19 protein-coding genes are annotated in these 18,653 nt (G+C 65.6%); 15 read left to right on the top strand and 4 right to left on the bottom strand.

Going from position 1 to position 18,653, the window contains the following annotated elements; translation table 11 throughout:
• Positions 1–62: 62 nt before the first annotated feature.
• The 7 genes from AC1Z3O_RS25060 to AC1Z3O_RS25030 all read left to right on the top strand — a co-directional run bounded on the left by AC1Z3O_RS25060 (position 63) and on the right by AC1Z3O_RS25030 (position 5,274).
• Positions 63–548 (top strand): lecithin retinol acyltransferase family protein, encoded by a 486-nt coding sequence (locus AC1Z3O_RS25060; protein WP_483521972.1) that lies wholly within the window; start codon positions 63–65, stop codon positions 546–548.
• Positions 549–563: 15 nt separating this feature from the next.
• On the top strand, positions 564–1,085 hold the full coding sequence (locus AC1Z3O_RS25055) for a dethiobiotin synthetase (RefSeq protein WP_483518560.1): 522 nt from the start codon (positions 564–566) through the stop codon (positions 1,083–1,085).
• Between the two features lie 189 nt (positions 1,086–1,274).
• Positions 1,275–1,889 carry an RNA polymerase sigma factor gene (locus tag AC1Z3O_RS25050; protein ID WP_483518559.1) on the top strand — a complete coding sequence of 205 codons (615 nt, stop codon included), beginning with the start codon at positions 1,275–1,277 and terminating at the stop codon, positions 1,887–1,889.
• Entirely contained in the window at positions 1,886–2,566 is a 681-nt protein-coding gene (locus AC1Z3O_RS25045) for an anti-sigma factor family protein (RefSeq protein ID WP_483518558.1), read from the top strand. Before AC1Z3O_RS25050 ends, AC1Z3O_RS25045 begins: the two co-directional genes overlap by 4 nt.
• Before the next feature lie 161 nt (positions 2,567–2,727).
• Positions 2,728–2,931: a hypothetical protein gene (locus AC1Z3O_RS25040; RefSeq protein WP_483518557.1), complete on the top strand. Its 204-nt coding sequence runs from the start codon at positions 2,728–2,730 to the stop codon at positions 2,929–2,931.
• 288 nt (positions 2,932–3,219) lie between these two features.
• Complete coding sequence (locus AC1Z3O_RS25035) at positions 3,220–4,719, top strand: mechanosensitive ion channel domain-containing protein (protein WP_483518556.1); 1,500 nt, start codon at positions 3,220–3,222, stop codon at positions 4,717–4,719.
• Between the two features lie 279 nt (positions 4,720–4,998).
• Positions 4,999–5,274 (top strand): hypothetical protein, encoded by a 276-nt coding sequence (locus AC1Z3O_RS25030; protein WP_483518555.1) that lies wholly within the window; start codon positions 4,999–5,001, stop codon positions 5,272–5,274.
• A gap of 67 nt (positions 5,275–5,341) precedes the next feature.
• On the opposite strand, the gene AC1Z3O_RS25025 is transcribed toward AC1Z3O_RS25030, so the two are convergent.
• Positions 5,342–7,624: an FAD-dependent oxidoreductase gene (locus AC1Z3O_RS25025; protein ID WP_483518554.1), complete on the bottom strand. Its 2,283-nt coding sequence runs from the start codon at positions 7,622–7,624 to the stop codon at positions 5,342–5,344.
• Between the two features lie 373 nt (positions 7,625–7,997).
• Between AC1Z3O_RS25025 and AC1Z3O_RS25020 the strand changes: the two genes are divergently transcribed.
• The 6 genes from AC1Z3O_RS25020 to AC1Z3O_RS24995 all read left to right on the top strand — a co-directional run bounded on the left by AC1Z3O_RS25020 (position 7,998) and on the right by AC1Z3O_RS24995 (position 11,447).
• Positions 7,998–8,477: a universal stress protein gene (locus AC1Z3O_RS25020; protein WP_483518553.1), complete on the top strand. Its 480-nt coding sequence runs from the start codon at positions 7,998–8,000 to the stop codon at positions 8,475–8,477.
• 27 nt (positions 8,478–8,504) lie between these two features.
• Positions 8,505–8,957, top strand: coding sequence for a universal stress protein (locus tag AC1Z3O_RS25015; protein ID WP_483518552.1), 453 nt, complete (start codon positions 8,505–8,507; stop codon positions 8,955–8,957).
• A 121-nt stretch (positions 8,958–9,078) separates the two neighbouring features.
• Positions 9,079–9,549, top strand: coding sequence for a CBS domain-containing protein (locus AC1Z3O_RS25010; RefSeq protein WP_483518551.1), 471 nt, complete (start codon positions 9,079–9,081; stop codon positions 9,547–9,549).
• 324 nt (positions 9,550–9,873) lie between these two features.
• Positions 9,874–10,644: a helix-turn-helix domain-containing protein gene (locus AC1Z3O_RS25005; protein WP_483518550.1), complete on the top strand. Its 771-nt coding sequence runs from the start codon at positions 9,874–9,876 to the stop codon at positions 10,642–10,644.
• Between the two features lie 143 nt (positions 10,645–10,787).
• Positions 10,788–10,988, top strand: coding sequence for a DUF2905 domain-containing protein (locus tag AC1Z3O_RS25000; protein ID WP_483518549.1), 201 nt, complete (start codon positions 10,788–10,790; stop codon positions 10,986–10,988).
• Positions 10,989–11,192: 204 nt separating this feature from the next.
• Positions 11,193–11,447 carry a hypothetical protein gene (locus tag AC1Z3O_RS24995; protein ID WP_483518548.1) on the top strand — a complete coding sequence of 85 codons (255 nt, stop codon included), beginning with the start codon at positions 11,193–11,195 and terminating at the stop codon, positions 11,445–11,447.
• A gap of 98 nt (positions 11,448–11,545) precedes the next feature.
• Here AC1Z3O_RS24995 and AC1Z3O_RS24990 read toward each other — a convergent pair whose 3' ends face one another.
• Positions 11,546–12,235 (bottom strand): phosphoribosyltransferase, encoded by a 690-nt coding sequence (locus AC1Z3O_RS24990; RefSeq protein WP_483518547.1) that lies wholly within the window; start codon positions 12,233–12,235, stop codon positions 11,546–11,548.
• 722 nt (positions 12,236–12,957) lie between these two features.
• Positions 12,958–14,157, bottom strand: a complete 1,200-nt coding sequence (locus tag AC1Z3O_RS24985) for an MFS transporter (protein ID WP_483518546.1) — start codon at positions 14,155–14,157, stop codon at positions 12,958–12,960.
• 122 nt (positions 14,158–14,279) lie between these two features.
• On the opposite strand from AC1Z3O_RS24985, the gene AC1Z3O_RS24980 reads away from it, so the two are divergent.
• Positions 14,280–15,443: an AAA family ATPase gene (locus AC1Z3O_RS24980; RefSeq protein ID WP_483518545.1), complete on the top strand. Its 1,164-nt coding sequence runs from the start codon at positions 14,280–14,282 to the stop codon at positions 15,441–15,443.
• A 75-nt stretch (positions 15,444–15,518) separates the two neighbouring features.
• On the opposite strand, the gene chrA is transcribed toward AC1Z3O_RS24980, so the two are convergent.
• Positions 15,519–16,742, bottom strand: coding sequence for a chromate efflux transporter (chrA, locus tag AC1Z3O_RS24975; RefSeq protein ID WP_483518544.1), 1,224 nt, complete (start codon positions 16,740–16,742; stop codon positions 15,519–15,521).
• A gap of 1,074 nt (positions 16,743–17,816) precedes the next feature.
• On the opposite strand from chrA, the gene AC1Z3O_RS24970 reads away from it, so the two are divergent.
• Positions 17,817–18,170, top strand: coding sequence for a hypothetical protein (locus AC1Z3O_RS24970; RefSeq protein ID WP_483518543.1), 354 nt, complete (start codon positions 17,817–17,819; stop codon positions 18,168–18,170).
• Positions 18,171–18,653 lie beyond the last annotated feature (483 nt).

The following is an 18,653-nucleotide window of genomic DNA, read 5'->3' as shown; positions in this document are numbered from 1 at the left end:
CAATGATCGCCCCCGGTCAACGCGGCTCCGATGCGCGGCCGCTCGCCGCAGGTATTGCGCCGATGCCCGGGGACCATCTTGTCACCCTACGCTGCGGCTATCTCCATCACGGCATCTACGTGGGCGACGGCAAGGTCGTGCACTACGCCGGCTATTGCGGCTCGCCGCACCAAGGCGCGGTGGAAGAAGTGGCCCTCGCCCGCTTCACCGATGGCCAGCAGCTCTGGAGAGATCCTTGCCCGGCCCCTGAATACGCTTGCCATGAAGTCGTGCGGAGGGCGCGCTCCCGACTCGATGAACACCGCTACCGGCTCCTTACCAATAACTGCGAGCACTTCTGTTCGTGGTGCCTGTCCGGCGAAAGCCGTAGCAGGCAGATCAATGCGTGGCGCACGCATCCACGCCTGGCCTTGCGTACTGCAGTCCGGCTCGTCAAGGCGTTCCATCGCTGCAGTGTCTCGGCAGCCGGCCAAGCCAACGCCGGCATGCCCTCTGTGCGGCATGCCTGCCAGTCTTTCGTCCTGGCCGGCATGCCGTCTCATTCTTGATATCGGAGGCCCACCATGCATCCCGCCCTTTCAAGCATGCGCCCTCAGGCGCGACGGACTCGCTGCGCGAGATCCTTGCTGGCACTGGCTTTCGCAGCCCTGGTCGGCGGCTGCGCAAGTCCGGCATGGCAATCCATCACGCCGGGCACCAGCCAGACCGAAGTACAGGCCCGGCTTGGCGCGCCAAGCGAGCGCTACCAGTTGGCGGACGGCGCCTGGCGCTGGCTCTATCGCGCACCTGGTGAAGCGAAATGGGCAGCCGACTTCGATCCGGCCGGGCACATCGTCAGCATGAGGCAAGTGCTGACCGCTATGGAGTTTGGCCTCGCCAGACCGGGAGAGTGGACCACCCATGACGTCCTGGTCCATTTCGGCAAACCCGCGGAAACCGCCTACTTCTCACGCATGCAGCGCCTGGTCTGGAGCTACCGCTTCGCCGATGGCTCCGCCTCCTATTCGACAATTCACTTCTACTTCGATCCGCAGGGCGTCTTGCGACAGACGCAGCTCATGCCCGATTTCCTGCTGGAATCGTAGCCTGAGGTTGCAAGGGGCAGCATGGGGCGGCGCTTGTGTCCGCCCCTCCGGCATCAGCCCCAACACGTCCGTATACCGCCGCGCGCCTCATCTTATTCCCGGCGGCCATCAGGCGAATCAACATCGGACTCGCCGGGGAATAAACCACGGTTCCCGCCGGTCATGCAGAAGCAAGGACAGGAGAACATCGTGGACGGAACCGATGAGGCTCGCCGATTCGCCGAGGCTGCGCTGCCGCACTTGGACGCTGCCTACAATCTGGCGCGCTGGCTGAGCGGCAGCGCAAGCGACGCGGACGATATCGTGCAGGAAGCCTACTTGCGCGCCTTCCGCTTCTTCACTGGATTCCGGGGCGATAACGCCCGCGCCTGGCTGCTGGCCATCGTCAGGAACACATGGTTCACCGAATGGCGTCGACGGCGCGAGTGTGCGGACAACACGCCCTATGACGAGACGCTGCACGGCGACGAACGCCTGCCCGGATGGGTAGACGATATCGGCAGCAACCCCGAGACGCTGGCGGTGCGCCGCGAAGATGTGCACCTGGTCCACCGCGCGCTGGAACAGCTGCCCGTCGAGTATCGCGAAGTGCTGGTGCTGCGAGAACTGGAGGACATGAGCTATCGCGACATCGCGGCCGTGGTCGACATACCGATCGGCACGGTGATGTCGCGTCTTTCCCGAGGGCGCCACCTGCTCTGCGCCGCGGTGCGTGCCGCACAGGCGCCGCGCTGCGGCCGTGTCGCGGGCGCCGGCATGTTCCGCCCGCCCGACACCGGGACACTGGAGGGGAGCGAATCATGAAGGAAGAGAACACCATGAGCACACTGCTCAGCTTGTTGCGCGACGATTCCCTATACCACCGCGCACCGCCGCATCTGCGCGCGCGCGTCATCGCCGCGCTGCCGGAACCACCTCGCCGTGCACCTTGGCCCGCATGGCGCAGGCTTGCCTTCGCCGGACCGTGGGCCTGGGCTGGCGGCGGCATGGCGGGTATCGTCGCTTCCCTGATGGTGATGGGCCTCATCGGCGTCATCCAGCCGCAGCGATCCGATGCGCTGGGCGAGGACGTACTGTCGAGCCACGTGCGTGCGCTCTTGTCCCAGCACGCCATCGACGTCGTATCGACCGATCGGCACACGGTGAAACCCTGGTTCAACGGCAGGCTCGACTATGCGCCGCCCGTCATCGACCTGGCCGCACAGGGCTTCCCCCTCACTGGCGGCCGCATCGACTATATCGGCCACCGCACCGTCGCGGTCTTGATCTATCGCGACCAGCAGCACCCGATCGATCTCTATGTTCTTCCCGCATCTTCGACGACGGCGGGATCCACTGCGCCGACAGCCTACTCCGCCGACGGTTACGCGATCGTCCGCTGGCAACAGAACGGCATGCGCTTCTGGGCCATCACGGATGCGGAACCGGCCCACTTGAACCGGTTCGTGCAAGCGCTGCGGGCAGAGGCGGGCAAGCCATGATCGCCGGGAATAAGACGGGGGCCTCCCCGGTTCTACAAGTGCATGGCGGACCAGCCATCGGGATGCGCGAAGCGCCCGGGAGGCCGCCGACGTGCGCATCCACGGCTGGCCATCCCGGCCAGCCGCCCTGGGAGCCATCTCTCCCGCAATCGGAGATCACCATGAAACCCTTCATTCTGGCGACAGCCATCGCCTTTGCATCGGTCACCAGCCTGGCCCATGCAAGCACCGTCAGCAACACGCATAGCAGCACTCAGCGCGATCCCTACACAAGCGGTGCGAAGGCTAGCAAGTTCGACGTCTACGCCAGCGCAGCAAAAATCACCGATCCGCGCGACCCGTACACCGATGGCGCGCACGACTGAGGTCCTTCCAGCGCTGCTGGCAACGTGAAAGCGGAGGGGGCGCGGCGACGAGCCGCGCCCCCTTTCTCATTCAGCTTGCCAGCGGATCCCGCCCGGACGGGAACAAGATCGCACGGTGCTATCTCCCCCCTTCCGAAGGACCGCGGCAAACACACGGCAGTCCGATTGACGCCGGCCCGCTTCCCGGTATATTTCTTCCTCGAAGCCCAGTATCAACGCCGCGCGAGGCTCCGGCAGGCCCTGCGCTGCCCGCCCCGAATACCGCCCCCGCACAAAGGTCGCTTCACCATGGAATACCTGAGACATCCTCTCACCCTGGGCATCGCGCTGGTCGTGTGCGATGTGCTCGCCTGGCGCCTCATCCATCCCCGGCACGAGAGGGTCCGGCTCATCGCCCGCTTTGCGATATTCGCCCTGCTGAGCCTGGTACTCGTCGAAGGGGGCATGAGCCCCATCGATGGCACCCCGTATCCGGAGCATTCCGCCAGCCGATTCCTGGCGCAGGCGCTGCAGATCATCTGGTGGTTCCTCGGCGCCCGGGTCTTGACGATCATTCTTGACGCGCTCTTCCTGCCGAAGGCCTGGCAAGGGGAGCGTCTGTTCCAGGACGTGCTGGGCGCATTGATCTTCTTCGCCGCGGCGATCGCCGCAACGGCATACGTCCTCGATCTGCCGGTGAGCGGCTTGCTGGCAACCTCGGGCGCCCTGGCAATCATCCTCGGCCTGGCGGTACAGAGCACGCTGGGCGATGTCTTCTCGGGGCTCGTCCTCAACACCACGCAACCTTACCACCCTGGCGAATGGGTCTCCATCGACGGCATCGAAGGCAAGGTCGTGGAGATCAACTGGCGCGCCACACACCTGCTGAGCGGCCAGGGCAATCTGATCGTGATCCCCAACAACACCACCGCGCGGGCCAAGATCGTCAATTTCAGCCGGCCCTCCGAATTGCACGGCGTCAAGGTAACCATAGAGGTCACGCCGGAAGCCCGCCCGAACGTAGTGATCGCCGCACTGGAGCAGGCGATCAAGGGCTGTCAGGTCGCCCTGCCCAAGCCGGAACCGTCGGTGATGGTGAAGCAGGCGGGCACCAACTCCATCGCATATGAGATGACGTGCTACGTGGAGACCATGGCGAACAAGCTTGTCGCCACCAACCAGCTCTTTGACCTGGCGCACCGCCACCTGGGGTCGGTGGATATCCCGCTGCGCCCTCTTGGCGTGCCGTCAAGCGAACTGCCGGCGGCCGATCGCCGCATCCGTTTGCTGTCGACGGTCGGTATCTTCCAGGCCGTCGGCGCGGACGAGCTGGCACAACTGTCCCTGCGCCTCTCCCGGCACGAGTACGCCCCGCAGCAGCTTGTCGTGGCGAGCTCCGACGTCACGGACTACCTGCTCCTGGTCGATTCCGGCGTGCTTTCCGTTCGCGCGGACCGCGACGGCAAGCAGGTGGAGATCGCCCGCCTGGGGCCGGGGGATGCGATTGGCGAGCCCGGTGTGCTGGCCGGCATTGCCATGGACGTCACGGTTGAGGCACTGACGCCCGCCGTGCTCTATCGCCTGGACAAGGCAGATCTCACACCGATCCTCCATTCGCGCCCCGAAGTCGGCAGCCAGATGTGCCAACTCCTTTCCCAGCACCGCGAATCGTCGCAGGGATTTGCCGAGATCAAGCCGCCGCAGGCCAGCAAGGCGGGCATCCTGCAGTGGCTGCAGGACAAGATGCACAGCTTTCACCATCTGGCTGGCGACGGGGCACATCTCGGAGATCCATCGGAACCCCGATAAAGACCTCGACCCGAGGCATTTGAGCGGCGCCAGTTGCAAGCGATCGGCCGCAAACCGGCACTTGACAGACGTCAATCCACACGGCTTGGAGCGCGACTAAAGTTAAAGATGGCGACGCCTGCCGTTGCGTGCGCCGTGGTGGGCTGGATCGACCCATTGCGATTCCGCCATGGGCCTGCTGCCCGACACAGCGGCAGCCGATGCGCTCGGCACCGGGGTCGGCGCAGCACGGCGCGTGCACGGCGCGACTCGGGAGCCGCCCAGTACAGGAGATACGCAATGAACAAGGCAATGCCCGCCCACCCGCGCCAGCTTATGGCGAGCGCGGTGCAGATCCGCGAGGTGATCGGCCCCTTCGAGGCCGAAGTGATCGCCCAGATCCTTGCCCTGGAACCCACCCTCGACGATGTGCAGCTGGCCTATAAATGGCTGCGCTCGGACGAGCACCTGCTGCGTGGCATGGATTCGAGCCTGCTGACGGGCAAGGCCGCGCAGGTGTTCGAGGTGCTCGATGCGGAGTTTCCCGACTTCGACTCCAGCGGCCACCCTGCCTGAGGACGCGCCGGCGCCCGCGCCGGTCCATTGAGGCGTTCGCTCCGCGCAGCCGGCGTCGTTGCGCGAGTCAGCGCCCGTGGTCATCCTCGGGCGCGGGCACGATCGCGTGCAGCTCCGCCAGCACGCGGCGGGCGCTGTCATAGCCCTGCGCCTGCAGCCGCGCGATCGCTTCGCTGGAGAAGTCATAGTCCCGCGACGGCGGCATGTCCGGGTCGCTTTCGCGCGCGATGCGCGCCAGGGTGATGCCGGCGCGGTTACCCATCAGGCGGATGAAGCGGGGACGCTGCGCCAGCACGCGCACGGTCTCGGGATCGGCCAGTTGCAGGATCTCGCGCACCAGCTCGCGGAACTCGCCAGCGACCTCGACGAAGCGCGCGTCATTCTGCATGCGGTCGGCATAGACGATCTCGTCGCGCCGCAGCATCACCTCCGCCAGGTTGGCCGGCAGCCGGCGGCTGGCAGAGAAGAGGTCGACGACGAAGATCCGCTTGCCCACCGGGCCGCAGCGCTCCATCACCAGGTCGACCGGCGAATTGCTGACGATGCCGCCATCCCAGAAGGCCTGGTCTCCCACCATGGTCCAGGGCAGGCCTGGCGGCAGGCTGCCGCTGGCCATCAGGTGCGCGGGCGTGAGGTCGTCGACATAGCTGTCGAAGACTTCGAGCTGGCCGGTCCTGACGTTGGCGGCACTGATCAGAAGGCGCACCGGGCTCGACTTGAGCGCGGCGAAATCGACGTAGCGCCGCAGCATGGCCTCCATCGGCGAGGCATCGTACAGGCTGGTCCAGGCCCACGGCAGCTCGTCCTGCTCGACCCAGGGCACCATCCAGCGCGGGCGGAAGAAGCCCGGCACGCCCAGCGCAAAGATCTGCAAGGTGCTCAATATGCCGCGCACCGTCGCGAAGGGGATGGGCGCCGGCATGACAGACAGCTCCTGCCAGAATGCCGCCAGCGCGGCCGAGGCGTCGACCGGATGGCTTGCGATGATGGCCCCATTGAACGCGCCGATGGACACGGCGGCGACCGCATCCAGGCGCACCCCGGCCTCCTCGATGGCACGCACCGCGCCGCATTCGAAGGCGCCCAGGCAGCCGCCGCCCTGCAGCACCAGCACAGACTGCAGCGGCAGCGTTTCCAGCGAGGCCTGCTCGTCTGCCAGCGAATGCCGAGATGCATGCAGGTTGACGCGATAGCGGATCAGCGCTTCCGCCGCATAGGTCTCCTCCGCGCTGCGCCCCACCGAGAACAGCGCGCGGGGCACATTGTCCTTCAGGTAGAAGAGACTGAAGGACTTGTCGTCCAGCGAACCGCGCGCCACCGTGTCGTCGACATCGTCGGTGCTGCCGGAGAAGCTGAAGCTGGTGCCGAAGGCATTGCCGTAGTACATCGAGACATCGTCGTAGCGGCGCCGCTGTCCGAGCATATTGCGCGCGGCCAGCGCGCCCTGCTTGGCGGCATTGTCCCAATGCTCGATGCGCCGCTGCTGCGCAAAGACCGTATCGAAGAAATTGGCGACATCGCCTGCCGCGAACACATCGGGGTCATTCGACTGCAGGAAGGCATCGACCAGCACCCCGTTGTCCAGCGCGATCCCGCTACCGCGCAGGAAGCCCGTGTTCGGCTCGATGCCGACGGAGACCACGACGAAGTCACAGGGAATCTCCTCGCCGCAACTGGTGCGCACCGCCTGCACTCTTCCGTTGCCGAGCAAGGCGTGGGCGGTCGTGCCGGGCAGCGCGCGCACGCCGCTGGCACGGCAGCGCTCGGCAAAATAGGCGGACAGCAGCGGCGAGTGCAAGGCGGGAAACAAGGCGGGTGCCTTCTCCAGCACGGTGACTTGCAGCCCCAGGTCCTGCAGCGTGCTGGCCGATTCGAGGCCCACGAAGCTGGCGCCGATGATCACCACCCGCCGCGCGCCGCGCCGGATCTCCTCGCGGATCGCCTGTGCGTCGTCCACATTGTGCAGGTAGTGCACGCCGCCGAGCCCCTCGTGCGGCACGCCCAGGCGGCGCGGCGAGCCTCCGCTTGCAATCAGCAGTTTGCCGTAGCGGTACTTGTTGCCGTCGGTGGTGTGCACCGCGTGCGCCCGCAGCCGCACCGAATCCACTCTGGTCTTGCGCCGGACCGCAATGCGCCGGTCCCGGTAGAAGGAATCCTGGTGGATCTCCAGGCGCGCCTCGTCGCCGCCCGGGCCAAGGAAGCGGCCGCACAGCGGCGGGCGATGATAGGGCAGCCTGTCTTCCTGCGCCAGGATCATCACGCTGCCCTGAGCCCCCTCGTCGCGCAGCGTGCGTGCCGCAGTGGCGGCGGCAAGTCCGCCGCCGATGAGGAGGAAGTCGACCGATATCATTGCCAAGCCCCCCGAGGCCGCCCGTGGCCCGTCTGACCCGATGGCGGCAACCAGCCCTCACGCCAGTCCCCGCTGCATCACACCTTCAGGATACGCAATGCGTACCGCAGTGCAACAGCCGCCGCTCCTTGGCTCCGCCGGCTTGACGAGCGAACCATGGCGCGCCTCCCCTCGCCTGACGGGTCCTGAGGCCAGGATGTGCCGCCTTCGATCCGTGATCCGCGATCCACGCGATCTTCTGATCCAGATCAAGCCGAACAGCCCGCATCGGACCAAACTGAATGCAATGGAGCAGCAAGCAGCGGGAGTTGGTGCAGACGCTCGCTTGCCACAGAATCCCGCGCCCGGCACACAGAACAAGGAGTCCGACACCATGCCCCACACCATCCTGGTCGCCATCGACGACAGCCACTGCGCCCGGCAGGCATTGCAACAAGCCATCTCCCTGGCGGCCTCGGCCAAGGCGAAGCTGGAGATTCTCCACGTCATCGACTATGGCTTCCTGAAATACGACCTCGGCTACGTCGACGCCGGCACGCTGGGGCCGGAACTCGTTGTCGCCAGCGACGCCCTGCTGCGCGATGCTTCCGCCGCCGCGAGTGCGGCGGGCGTAGCCAACGGCATCCGCCTCATCGACGATGTGCTGACCTTGGGCGACATTCCGTCGACCATCCGCAAGGCGGCCAAGGCGTGCGGCGCGGACATGGTCGTGATCGGCACGCACGGCCGGCATGGGCTACGCCGCCTGCTGCTGGGCAGCGTGGCCGAAAGCCTGGCGCGCGAGTGCGACGTACCCGTGCTGCTCGTGCGAGAGGCGCCCGCGCAGGCGGCCGCGGCCCGCGCCGCGGCTTGATCACCGGTCAGCCCCGAGGAGACTCCCATGTACCAACGCATCCTGCTGGCGCTGGATGGCAGCCGCTGCGCCGACCTGGCAATGCAACAGGCCATCGGACTGGCCAAGGCCTGCGGCGGCACCATCGAAGCGATCTCTATCGCGGACGAGGTCGACATGCTGTACGAGGCCCGCTACTACGAGCCCGGCCAGTTGCACCGCGAGATGATCGCCGCCGGCGAGGAGCTCCTGGCCTTGGCGGCCAGCGAGTTCGCCGCGGCGGGCGTATCCGGCACGACGCGCCTGATCACCAAGCCGGTCGCGCCCGGGCAGCTCTCCGACACCATCGTCGCCGAAGCCGAGTTGTGGGGCGCCGACCTGCTCGTGCTGGGCACGCACGGCCGGCGCGGCCTGTCCCGCCTGGTGACCGGCAGCGTGGCCGAGGGGGTGGTGCGCAAGAGCAGGCTGCCGGTGCTGCTGGTACGGGCCGAAGAACCGTAGGCCGCGCACGCCGGAACCGGCGTGAGATGGGGGATTGAGGCCTGATCAAGATGGCGCGAAGCGCCGGCCATAGATTGAAGTGGCTGAAGTGGTGTAGAGGCCCGCATGCCAGGAGCCGTCCATGAGAGTCGACGAAGTCTGTTCCCGCGTGGTGCATCACGTTCCCGTGTCGTGCACGTTGCGGGACGCGGCCCGGCTCATGCGCGATCGTCACGCCAAGCTCTTGTTCGTCACCGAGAAGGCCGGTCCCTACTACCGCATCCTCGGGGTCATCACCGACCGCGATATGGTCGTGCACGGGTTGGCCGACTTCCCTGCCTGCGCCGACGCGCCGGTTTCCTCCGTGATGACGCCGGGCGTGATCACCACGGAGGGCCACGCGGCAGTGAGCGACGCTATGCGCAGCATGCTGGCGCATGGCGTGCGGCGCCTCGCCGTCAAGGATAGCGAGTTCACTGTGATCGGCATCCTCACGCTGGACGATGCGGTACGGTCGCTGGGCGCGGACGTCGGCATACTGACCGATGTGCTGCGGCGCGATCGGGAGCAGAGCAACCACTGCGGCACCGCTGCGCCCTTCTTCCGCGTCTAGCGCGCAAGGCGCTTCGGAGCGCGCCGCCCTCTCCCTTCTTGAGAGGAGTCGCCCCGGCCGCATCACCAGGCGGCGCAGACGGGGTACCGCCGGGCATCGGTCAGGGAAACCTGACAAACCCTCCCGGCTGGATGACATGCGATTCAGCGCAGGCTGATTGGATCGGCATCTTGCCGATGAAATACTGGCAGCACCGTTCAGCGGTTCGTGCCGCCGGCCTGCGCTCTTCGGCGAGGCCGACAAGGATGGCGACCCACCACGGGGCGCGACGACGCCACCCCGTGCCGGATGCCACGCACAAATACCTCAGCGAGGGATACCCGCATGCTCGAGACCTGCCCCCACGTCAGCGTGGACGCGATTCCTGTTTCTCTTGCCACCCTGCGCCCCGACCAGGCGATGCCCGGCACCGATGATGCCGTAAGCCGCTGCAGCCGCTGCTTGCTCCACGGCGCCTGCGCCGGCCTGTGCGCGCAGTCACAGCCGACCCCCGCTGACGGGCGCACCTGGCGGCTGGTCAAGCGCGGGCAGTATCTGTTCCGCGCGGGCGATGCATTCAAGAGCCTCTACACGCTGCGCGCCGGCACCGTCAAGACGGTGGTGCCATCGCCCGCCGGCGGCGACCAGGTCACCGCTTTCTTCCTGGCCGGCGAGACCATCGGGCTGGACGGCATCGACTCGGAAACCCACATCTGCGACGCCATCGCGCTGGAAGACAGCGCCGTTTGCGTGATCCCCTTCGGCGTGCTGGAAGCGCTCTGCCGCGAGACGCGCAGTGTGCAGCACCGCTTGCTGAAGATGATGAGCGCCGAGATCGTGCGCGAATCCGAGCACGCGACACTGCTGGCCGGACTGTCCGCCGAGCAGCGCGTCGCCTCCTTCCTGCTGAACCTGTCAGCGCGGCTGTGCGCGCTCGGCTACTCACCGACGGCCTTCTCCCTGCGCATGACGCGCGAGGAGATCGGCAGCTACCTCGGCATCAAGCTTGAGACGGTAAGCCGGATCCTGTCGCGCTTCCAGCGTGAAGGCTGGGTACAGGTGCGCTCCAAGTCGATCACGCTGCGCGATCCCGCGGCGCTTCAGGTGCTGCTCTAGACGGATCACAAACGTGGCACGGGTCGCGGGTGGCCGGCGCTGCCCGCCGCGCCCGGAATCATCCAGGCGGAAAGCAGTCCAACCGTTGTCGATCAACCCGTGCGGGGCCGCGCCAGGCCCCGAGCGCGCCGTCCGCCTTTGCCGTGCAACGCCTGCTCCTGATCCTCGGCTGCCTTTTCCTTGCCGCCGCTGCCGCCTGGCCCTGGCTGTCGCGCCTGCCCTTCGGCCGGCTCCCGGGCGACGTCCATATCGTCAGGGACGGCTTCAGCTTCTATTTCCCGATCACGACCTGCATCCTGGTTTCGTTGCTGCTGTCCATCCTGCTCTGGCTGATCCGCCGCTGATCGCGCCGGCCGCGCGCACGCATCTTGATCTGGCGCAGCACGACGCTGCGCGCATGGTATTGCATAGATGAGAGCGGGCTGGGAGCAGGTTTCCACGCGGCCGGCGCCGTCAAGCCCCAGCTCGGTGGAACTGTTGAATCACGGCCGACATGTGCCGGAGTACCAATTGCAGGAGGGTAAGCACCCGTCCAGGGGGAAATCGCCATGCCAAGTGCAATCCGGAGCTACAAGGGATATGGAATCTGCTGCGTGATGCCGGAGACGCCCTGCACGGGCAGCGTCTTCGGCCACGTGCAGATCCTGCCGCCTGGCGCGCACGTGTTCGCCAGTTTCACCCCGGACTGGCCGGCCACCCCGCGCACGGCGGCGCAAGCCGAAGCGTGGCTGCTCGCCTATGCAGCCGGTGTGATCGACTGCGATCTGGCCGGCGGCCTGGGGCCGAGCCTGCGGCGCGAATGATCCACATGATCCGCGCTATCGAGCGCATCGAGCGCTATCGGGCGCTATCGGGCGCATGGCGGTCGCATAATGCGCCCGGCCCTTTTCCGCGGCCCGCTTCATGATGGATGCCGCGCATCGGCCCTCGCGGCGGGCCGGGCGATTATCTCGGCAACCGCCTCGTCGGTGACCGGCTCAAAGCTCTCGTAGTAGTCCGGCAGGCCGGTGAACGGATCGGGCGAATGCAGGCAGACAACGTCGTCGGCATGCGAACGCAGCAGGACCAGTCCTGTCGAGGCCGCAACCGGTATCGCACAAATGAGGCGCGCCGGATGCCTGGCCCGCACGGCTTGCAGGGCGGCACACATCGTTTCCCCGCTCAGCACGCCGTCATCGACCACGATGACGGTGCGCCCGCGCACGGGCAGCGGGCCCCGGCCCGGCGTATAGATTTCCCGCTTGCGCCGCAGCAATTCGCGCTGCATTGCCATTTCGCGCTCCAGGTAGGCGCCATCCGCCCCCAGCCTGTCCGCGAAGGCAAGGACATGGCTCCAGCCCAGTTCGTCGACCGCCCCTACGCTCGTTTCCCGATCCGAGGGCGCGCGCAGCCGTTTGGCAAGCACCACATCCAAGTCCCCTCTCAAGGCATCGGCCACGCAGCGCGCAGCGACGACGCCACCGCGCGGCACCGCCAGTACCAGCGCATGGGCGCGGCGGTAGCCTGCCAGTTCCGCCGCCAGGCGCGCGCCCGCCGTCTCGCGGTTCAGCCAGGGGGGAGCGCCGCTCGCAACGTTGCTTGTGGTGGTCATCCTATCCTCGCGGTGTCATTGCTCGCGGTGTCATCGGGCCATCGCTCCTGTCCCGCCAACGGAAGGTGCTGGCCATCCTTGCCGGCGCAGCGCCCCAGACGGGCCGAAGCACGGCGGTCGGCACGAACGGGACAGGCGCCCTCGGCTTCGGCGGGCGCAGAAAGTTGGCACCGCATGCGCAGGACACGCATCTCAAGGATAGCAGCGAAGCCACCCAATGAGGCGCGCGTCCATGCGTCCGGCGGCAGAGCGCCGCATTGCCGCTGTCTTCACACCGCGCCCCTCCGCTCGCGCCTCGCGCGCCATGCCGAGCAGCCGACACCGCGATGCCAGCGGCGCCGGATGCCCGCGCGCCGGCCTGTCTTTGACGTCGCTCAAGCGCTCCCCGCCACGAGCCGCATGGCGCCGGCGCAGCGCCTATAGTGACCAACGCGAGCGACCCAGGTCCCTCCAAGCGAATGCGGTGCACCCCGCGCAAAACCAGGCTCGCACAGGAGACACAGAGATGCTGAGTCCGCATGAGATCGCGACCCTGATGGTGCTGAGCCATCCGCACCCGCACCCGGACGTGGATCCGGACGACCTCAAGGCACTGCTGGAGCGCCAGTTGGTTCACCTCCTGGAAACCTCAGCATCGGGCTGCCGGCCAATCCGCCTCACGGTGGCAGGACTGCACCTGCTGCAGGCCATGTGCGGCCGGATCGCCAGGCCCGTCGGCGCGGTCAACGACCCCGCTCCCTGTCACGCGACTGCATATGCCAGAGGAGAGCAAGCGTCACCAGACAGAATGCTGCGCCAGCGTAAAACGTAAAGGCTGCGCCGCACCTGTCCCAAAGCCACCCGGCAAGCAGGCTGGCGACGAGCAAGGCCGCCCCGCTCGCCAGGTTGAAGACCCCATACGCCGTGCCACGCAGGTGTTGCGCAGCGGTATCTGCAACCATTGTCGCGAGAAGCCCTTGCGTCATACCCATATGCAGCCCCCAGAGCGCGACACCGCATAGCGCAATTGCCCAGTGCGCGCTCACGGCCAGCACAAGGTCGGCGGCAATGAGCACCGCCAGTCCCCATACCAGCAGCCTTGCATGGCTGTATCGGTCGGCGAGCTTTCCAAACGGATAGGCGGAAACGGAGTACACGGCGTTCATCGCCACCAGAACGAGTGGCACCAGGGAAATCGGGAGACCAAGCCGTTGGGCCCGCAGGACCAGGAAGGCTTCACTGAATCGTGCGAGTGTGAACACGGCCCCGACCAGTACCACGCGCCAATAGGCAGGGCTGAGCTGGCGCAGATTCGCGCGCCGGATCGGATTCACCCTGCCCGCCGATCTGTGCAGCTCGGGCTCTCGCACGCCGAACATAAGCAGTGCGACCGACAGGATGCCCGGGACGACCGCTACCCAGAAGACGGCCCGGAAATCATTCGCCCAGAGGTACATCAAGCCGATCGCGCTCAAGGGACCCAGGAATGCCCCGACCGTGTCCAGGGCTTGTCGCAATCCGAAGGAGGCACCGCGCAAATGAGACGGCGCGATATCCGCGACCAGCGCATCCCGAGGCGCACCACGAATCCCCTTGCCGATGCGGTCTACGAATCGCGCGCCCGCCACCATGCCGACGCCGGGCGCGAGCGCAAAGAACGGCTTGGAGAGCGCGCCAAGCGCATAGCCAATGGTTGCCAATCCCTTGCGCTTGCCGAAATAGTCACTCAGGGCGCCAGAGAAGACCTTGACAATCAGTGCTGTCGCTTCTGCCACGCCTTCTATCAGTCCAACCGTGAGCGCGCTCGCACCAAGGGTGGTGACCATAAAGACCGGCAGCAGGCTATGGATGACTTCCGAGGAGATGTCCATCAGCAGGCTGACGAAGCCTAGCATCCAGATGTCGACTGGAATCGCGCGCAGCGTGTTGGCGGGAAGCGGCATCGCTTAGTCCTTTGAGCCTGCCGGACAATCATATGAGATCCAACGATCACAAATAAGGGCTTTAAGTCGAATTATTCCTTTCCTATAATTATTGGAATCCGATAAATCACACTAAACCTCTGATGAGCGAGATCTTCCGCCGGCCCGAGCTTGGCCAACAAATGGCCCATCAGCTGCTCCATCCAGGCGTGCTGGACGAGGGACTTCGATCGGGCCTGTTCCTCTCCGGACTACGGCGCACGGGAAAGACCACGTTCCTGCGCAACGACTTGATCCCCGCCCTCGAAGAGGATGGAGCCATTGTCATCTATGTGGATCTTTGGAGCGACACCCAGCGAAGCCCGGCGAAGCTCATCCAAGACGCGGTAAAGGAGACGCTCGCCGGCCTTGAGTCGCCCACCTCCACGGTGACGCAAACGCTGCGGCGCGTGACGGGCGCGGATATCGGCGCGCTCGGCCTGAAGTTCGGCTTCAAGCTGGACAGCCTTGGCGAACCCGGTGGCGCCACGCTGGCGCACGCGCTGCGCGAGGTCGTCGACCTGGCCAAAACCAATGTGGTGCTGATCGTGGACGAGGTCCAGCATGCCATCAGTTCGGAAGATGGCAATCGCATGCTGCTGGCCTTGAAGGCCGCCCGCGACGCGATCAACCCGCGTCCCGGCACACCCGGTTTCTTTATCTTCATCGGCACCGGCTCGCATCGCGCGCTCGTCGGCGAGCTGACCGCGCGCCGCAGCCAAGCCTTTGCTGGCGCCACCTCCGTCGCCTATCCGGTGCTCGGGCAGGACTACGTGGCGTATCTGTTGAAGCGATTGTCGGAGGAAGGCTCCAAGGCCCTTCCCTCTCCCGAGGTCGCCTGGAAAGCGTTCCAGACGCTTGGCCACCGTCCCGAGGAAATCATCAGGGCCATGCGGCAGCTGCACTTCCATCTGCCGGCGGGCAGCGACCCGGACGAGCACCTGCCCGTGATCGCCAACACGCTCAGGTCCGCTGCGGCGGACATCGAGCTGATGAAGCTGGACCAGCTAGGCGGCCTGGCCACGACCATTTTCGACCGCATTGCCTCATCTGACGGCGACGCGCGAGGCTTGTTCTCGGCGGAGGCGGCGGCGGCCTACTCACAGGCCATCGGGCGAGAGGTAAAGGTCGAGGAAGCCCAGCCCGTCGTCAATGAATTGCTCGCGACCAACCTGATCATGCGCAAGGGCCACGGCGTCTATGGCATCACCGACCCTTTTGTGCAGGACATGTGGCGGGAAAGGAAATCTCTCGTGGGCAAGCTGTGACGCGAAGGAGAACCCGCAAGGGCGGCCTTCTGGCCATCCCGACCGCGTTGCTTCGCGAGAGGCTCGCCAACGTCCTCAGATGGCCGCCGCGCCCCATGCAGCAGCGGCGGTAACGAGCACCACAGCCCACGATGGGACTCTCCACCAGGCCAGCAGCAAGACAGCGAAGGCGGCCAGGCAGAAATCGAACTCGCTATGGATAGCACTGGTCCACACCGGGCTGTATAGCGCAGCCAGCAGGATGCCTACCACTGCCGCGTTGATGCCTGTCATGGCTTGGCGCATGACGCTGAACTCCCTGAGCCTTCCCCAGAGCGGCAGGGCCGCGCCCACCAGGAGGAAGGAGGGAAGAAAGATCGCTACCGTGGCCACCGCGGCACCCACCGGACCGGCCGGGGATTGATGTGAAATGGCCCCGAGAAAGGCAGCGAACGTGAACAGTGGGCCGGGAACCGCCTGGGCTGCGCCATAACCGGCAAGAAACTGGTCGTTCGATACCCAGCCGGGCGGAACGACGACCGCCTGCAAGAGCGGCAGCACCACGTGGCCGCCACCGAATACGAGGGAGCCGACGCGATAAAAGCCCGAGAAAAGGTCCAGCCAATAGATATGCATGGCCTGCGCCAAGGCGGGCAGGCCTAGCAAGAGACCGAAGAACAGGGCTAAGCACAGAATGGCACCCCGCCTTGTCCCGGGCAGTCCCAACGGGGCTGCAGGCAGGTCGCCCGGCGCCTTGAGCACGACGGCGCCGGCCAGCCCGGCGAGCACGATGGCCACAATCTGCCCGATGGCAGCGCCAAGGGTGCTCACGACAATTGCCGCCGCCACGGCGAATGTCGCGCGACGCTTGTCCGGGCAAAGCGTCACCGCCATCGACCAGACGGCATAGGCAACCACGGCCACCGCCGCCACTTTCAGGCCATGCAGCAGCGGTGTCGCTGCGGCCGGTGCCAGGTGCGAGTAGCCATACGCAAAGGCGACAAGCAGGACGACCGACGGCATCGTAAATCCGAGCCATGCGCCGATTGCCCCGGCAACACCCCCTCTCATGCTGCCGATGGCAATGCCGACCTGGCTGCTACCTGGCCCGGGCAGGAACTGGCAAAGCGCAACGATATCGCTGTAAGTGTGCTCGTCCAGCCATTTTCTGTGCCGGACGAACTCGTCGCGAAAGTAGCCCAGGTGGGCTGCCGGCCCGCCGAAGCAGGTCAGCCCCAGGCGGAGGAATATCAGGAACAGCTCCCACGGAGACGATTTCGCTGACGAACCGATGGAATACCCAGGTGGGTTGGCTTGCATGCGGAATGACCTGTTCTTGCACGGCGAATCGCCGGCCAGCATTGTGACAGACTAACCCGCCAAACAATGTGAAGGGCAAAGGATCCCGGATACAGGCGAGCAAAATAATCTGGATACTCAGAAAAAGCGCTTTCGCATCAAGGCGTTATGCGACAGATTATGCTGCCCCGCAAGAAAACCCGCGTCGCCGGGGCGGCAACGCGGGTGGTAGCGGTCCTATGCTCCTGGTCCGTCAAGTAACCCACTTCTGCTCATCAGAATCGGAATTCGCTCCGACACCGAGTCCGAGCACTGACATAGGGATGGCGAACGCTGCGGCTGCTCCTGGGCGAGCTAACGTCCCATCCCATGTCCTCCATGCGCCCCCCCACCATTTCCGCCGTGCCCCCCGATCGGGGCCATACCACCGCCACGAGGCCCCATAGCCGGACCGCCACGGCTCATCCCCGGAGCGAAACCAGGGCTCATCGCCGGGCCGCCGCCACGGAACATGCCTGGACCATTACCAGGGACCATCACCGGGCCGCGACGGGCCATCCCCTGGCCGAAACCAGGGCTCATCGCCGGGCCGCCGGCACGGAACATGGCCGGACCATTACCAGGGACCATGCCCGGACCGCGGCGGGCTATCCCCTGACCGAAACCAGGACTCATCACCTGACCGCCGGCACGGATCATGCCCGGACCATTGCCAGGGACCGTACCCGGACCGCCACGGGGGCCTATCCCCTGACCGAAACCAGGGTTCATCGCCTGACCGCCGGCACGGGTCATGCCCGGACCATTGCCAGGGACCGTACCCGGACCGCCACGGGCTATCCCCTGACCGAAACCAGGGCTCATCGCCTGACCGCCAGCACGGGTCATGCCCGGATCATTACGCGGGTCCATAGCCGGACCGCCAGTGCGGGTCATACCCGGACCATTAGCTGGGTTCGTAGCCGGAGCGCCGCCAGGTCTCATACCCTGTCCATTAGCAAGGCCCATCGTCGAACCGCCGCCAGCACTCGTCGCTGGACCGCCGCCAGATCTCATGCCAGGGCTGGAGCCTTGGCCCATACCTGGGTCATGGGCATGGAAGCCGTCGTGAAAGCCGTCGTGAAAGCCGTCGTGAAAGCCGTCATGGAAGCGGTCATGGAAGCGGTCATGGAAGCCGTCATGGAAGCCGTCATGGAAATGGTGGTGGTGGTGCTCGTGATGGAAGAAAAACGCCGAGGCAAAGAATGTAACCCCACCATAGTAATACCAAGGATAATATGGGTATCCGCAATACGGATATGCGTAATAGGGGTATCCGCAATAAGGATATCCATAATAGGTGTATCCGTAGTATGGATATCCGTAGCTGGGGTATCCATAATATGGATAGCCATCACCGCTTGCCCCAGGATAGCCTCCGGCGGTGTAGTTATCACTGGGAGCCCCTGAATAGTCTCCGCCGGCGAGGGTATCGCCGGGTGCCTCCGAATAGTATCCGCCGGAGTATGCATCACTGGGATTCCCGAAATAGCCTCCGGCGGAGTAGGGATTTTCGTAGTAGGCCGCAGTGGGAATTTCAGTGCATCCTGACTGCAAAATCAACGCCGAAGCAGCCATCGCAGCAGCGCGAATCGTGCTCATGGCTTACCCCCTGCTCAAATGAAGCTTGTTGCCAATGTTACTGATGCTGTACAAAGCAAGCTCCCACCGGCAGCCCTGTGACCGGCATCTCAACTCAGCCTCCCTTGGTATTGCGCCACGCGATTCAGCCTGCGTAAGGAGCCAAGATGGCGCGCAATCTGGACTCGAAACCGATACTCCCCCGGCAATTCCAGCTTCGCTAAGGACGGCCCATCGCCTTCGGGCGCTTGAACTTGTTTAGCCACTTCTTCCTAATTTGGGTGGACGACCTTCGCTAATTAAGTTTATGCC

Source organism: Cupriavidus sp. 09_S30, assembly GCF_056930435.1.
Note: the sequence above shows the minus strand (reverse complement) of the source record. Positions and strands in the feature narration are given on the sequence as shown.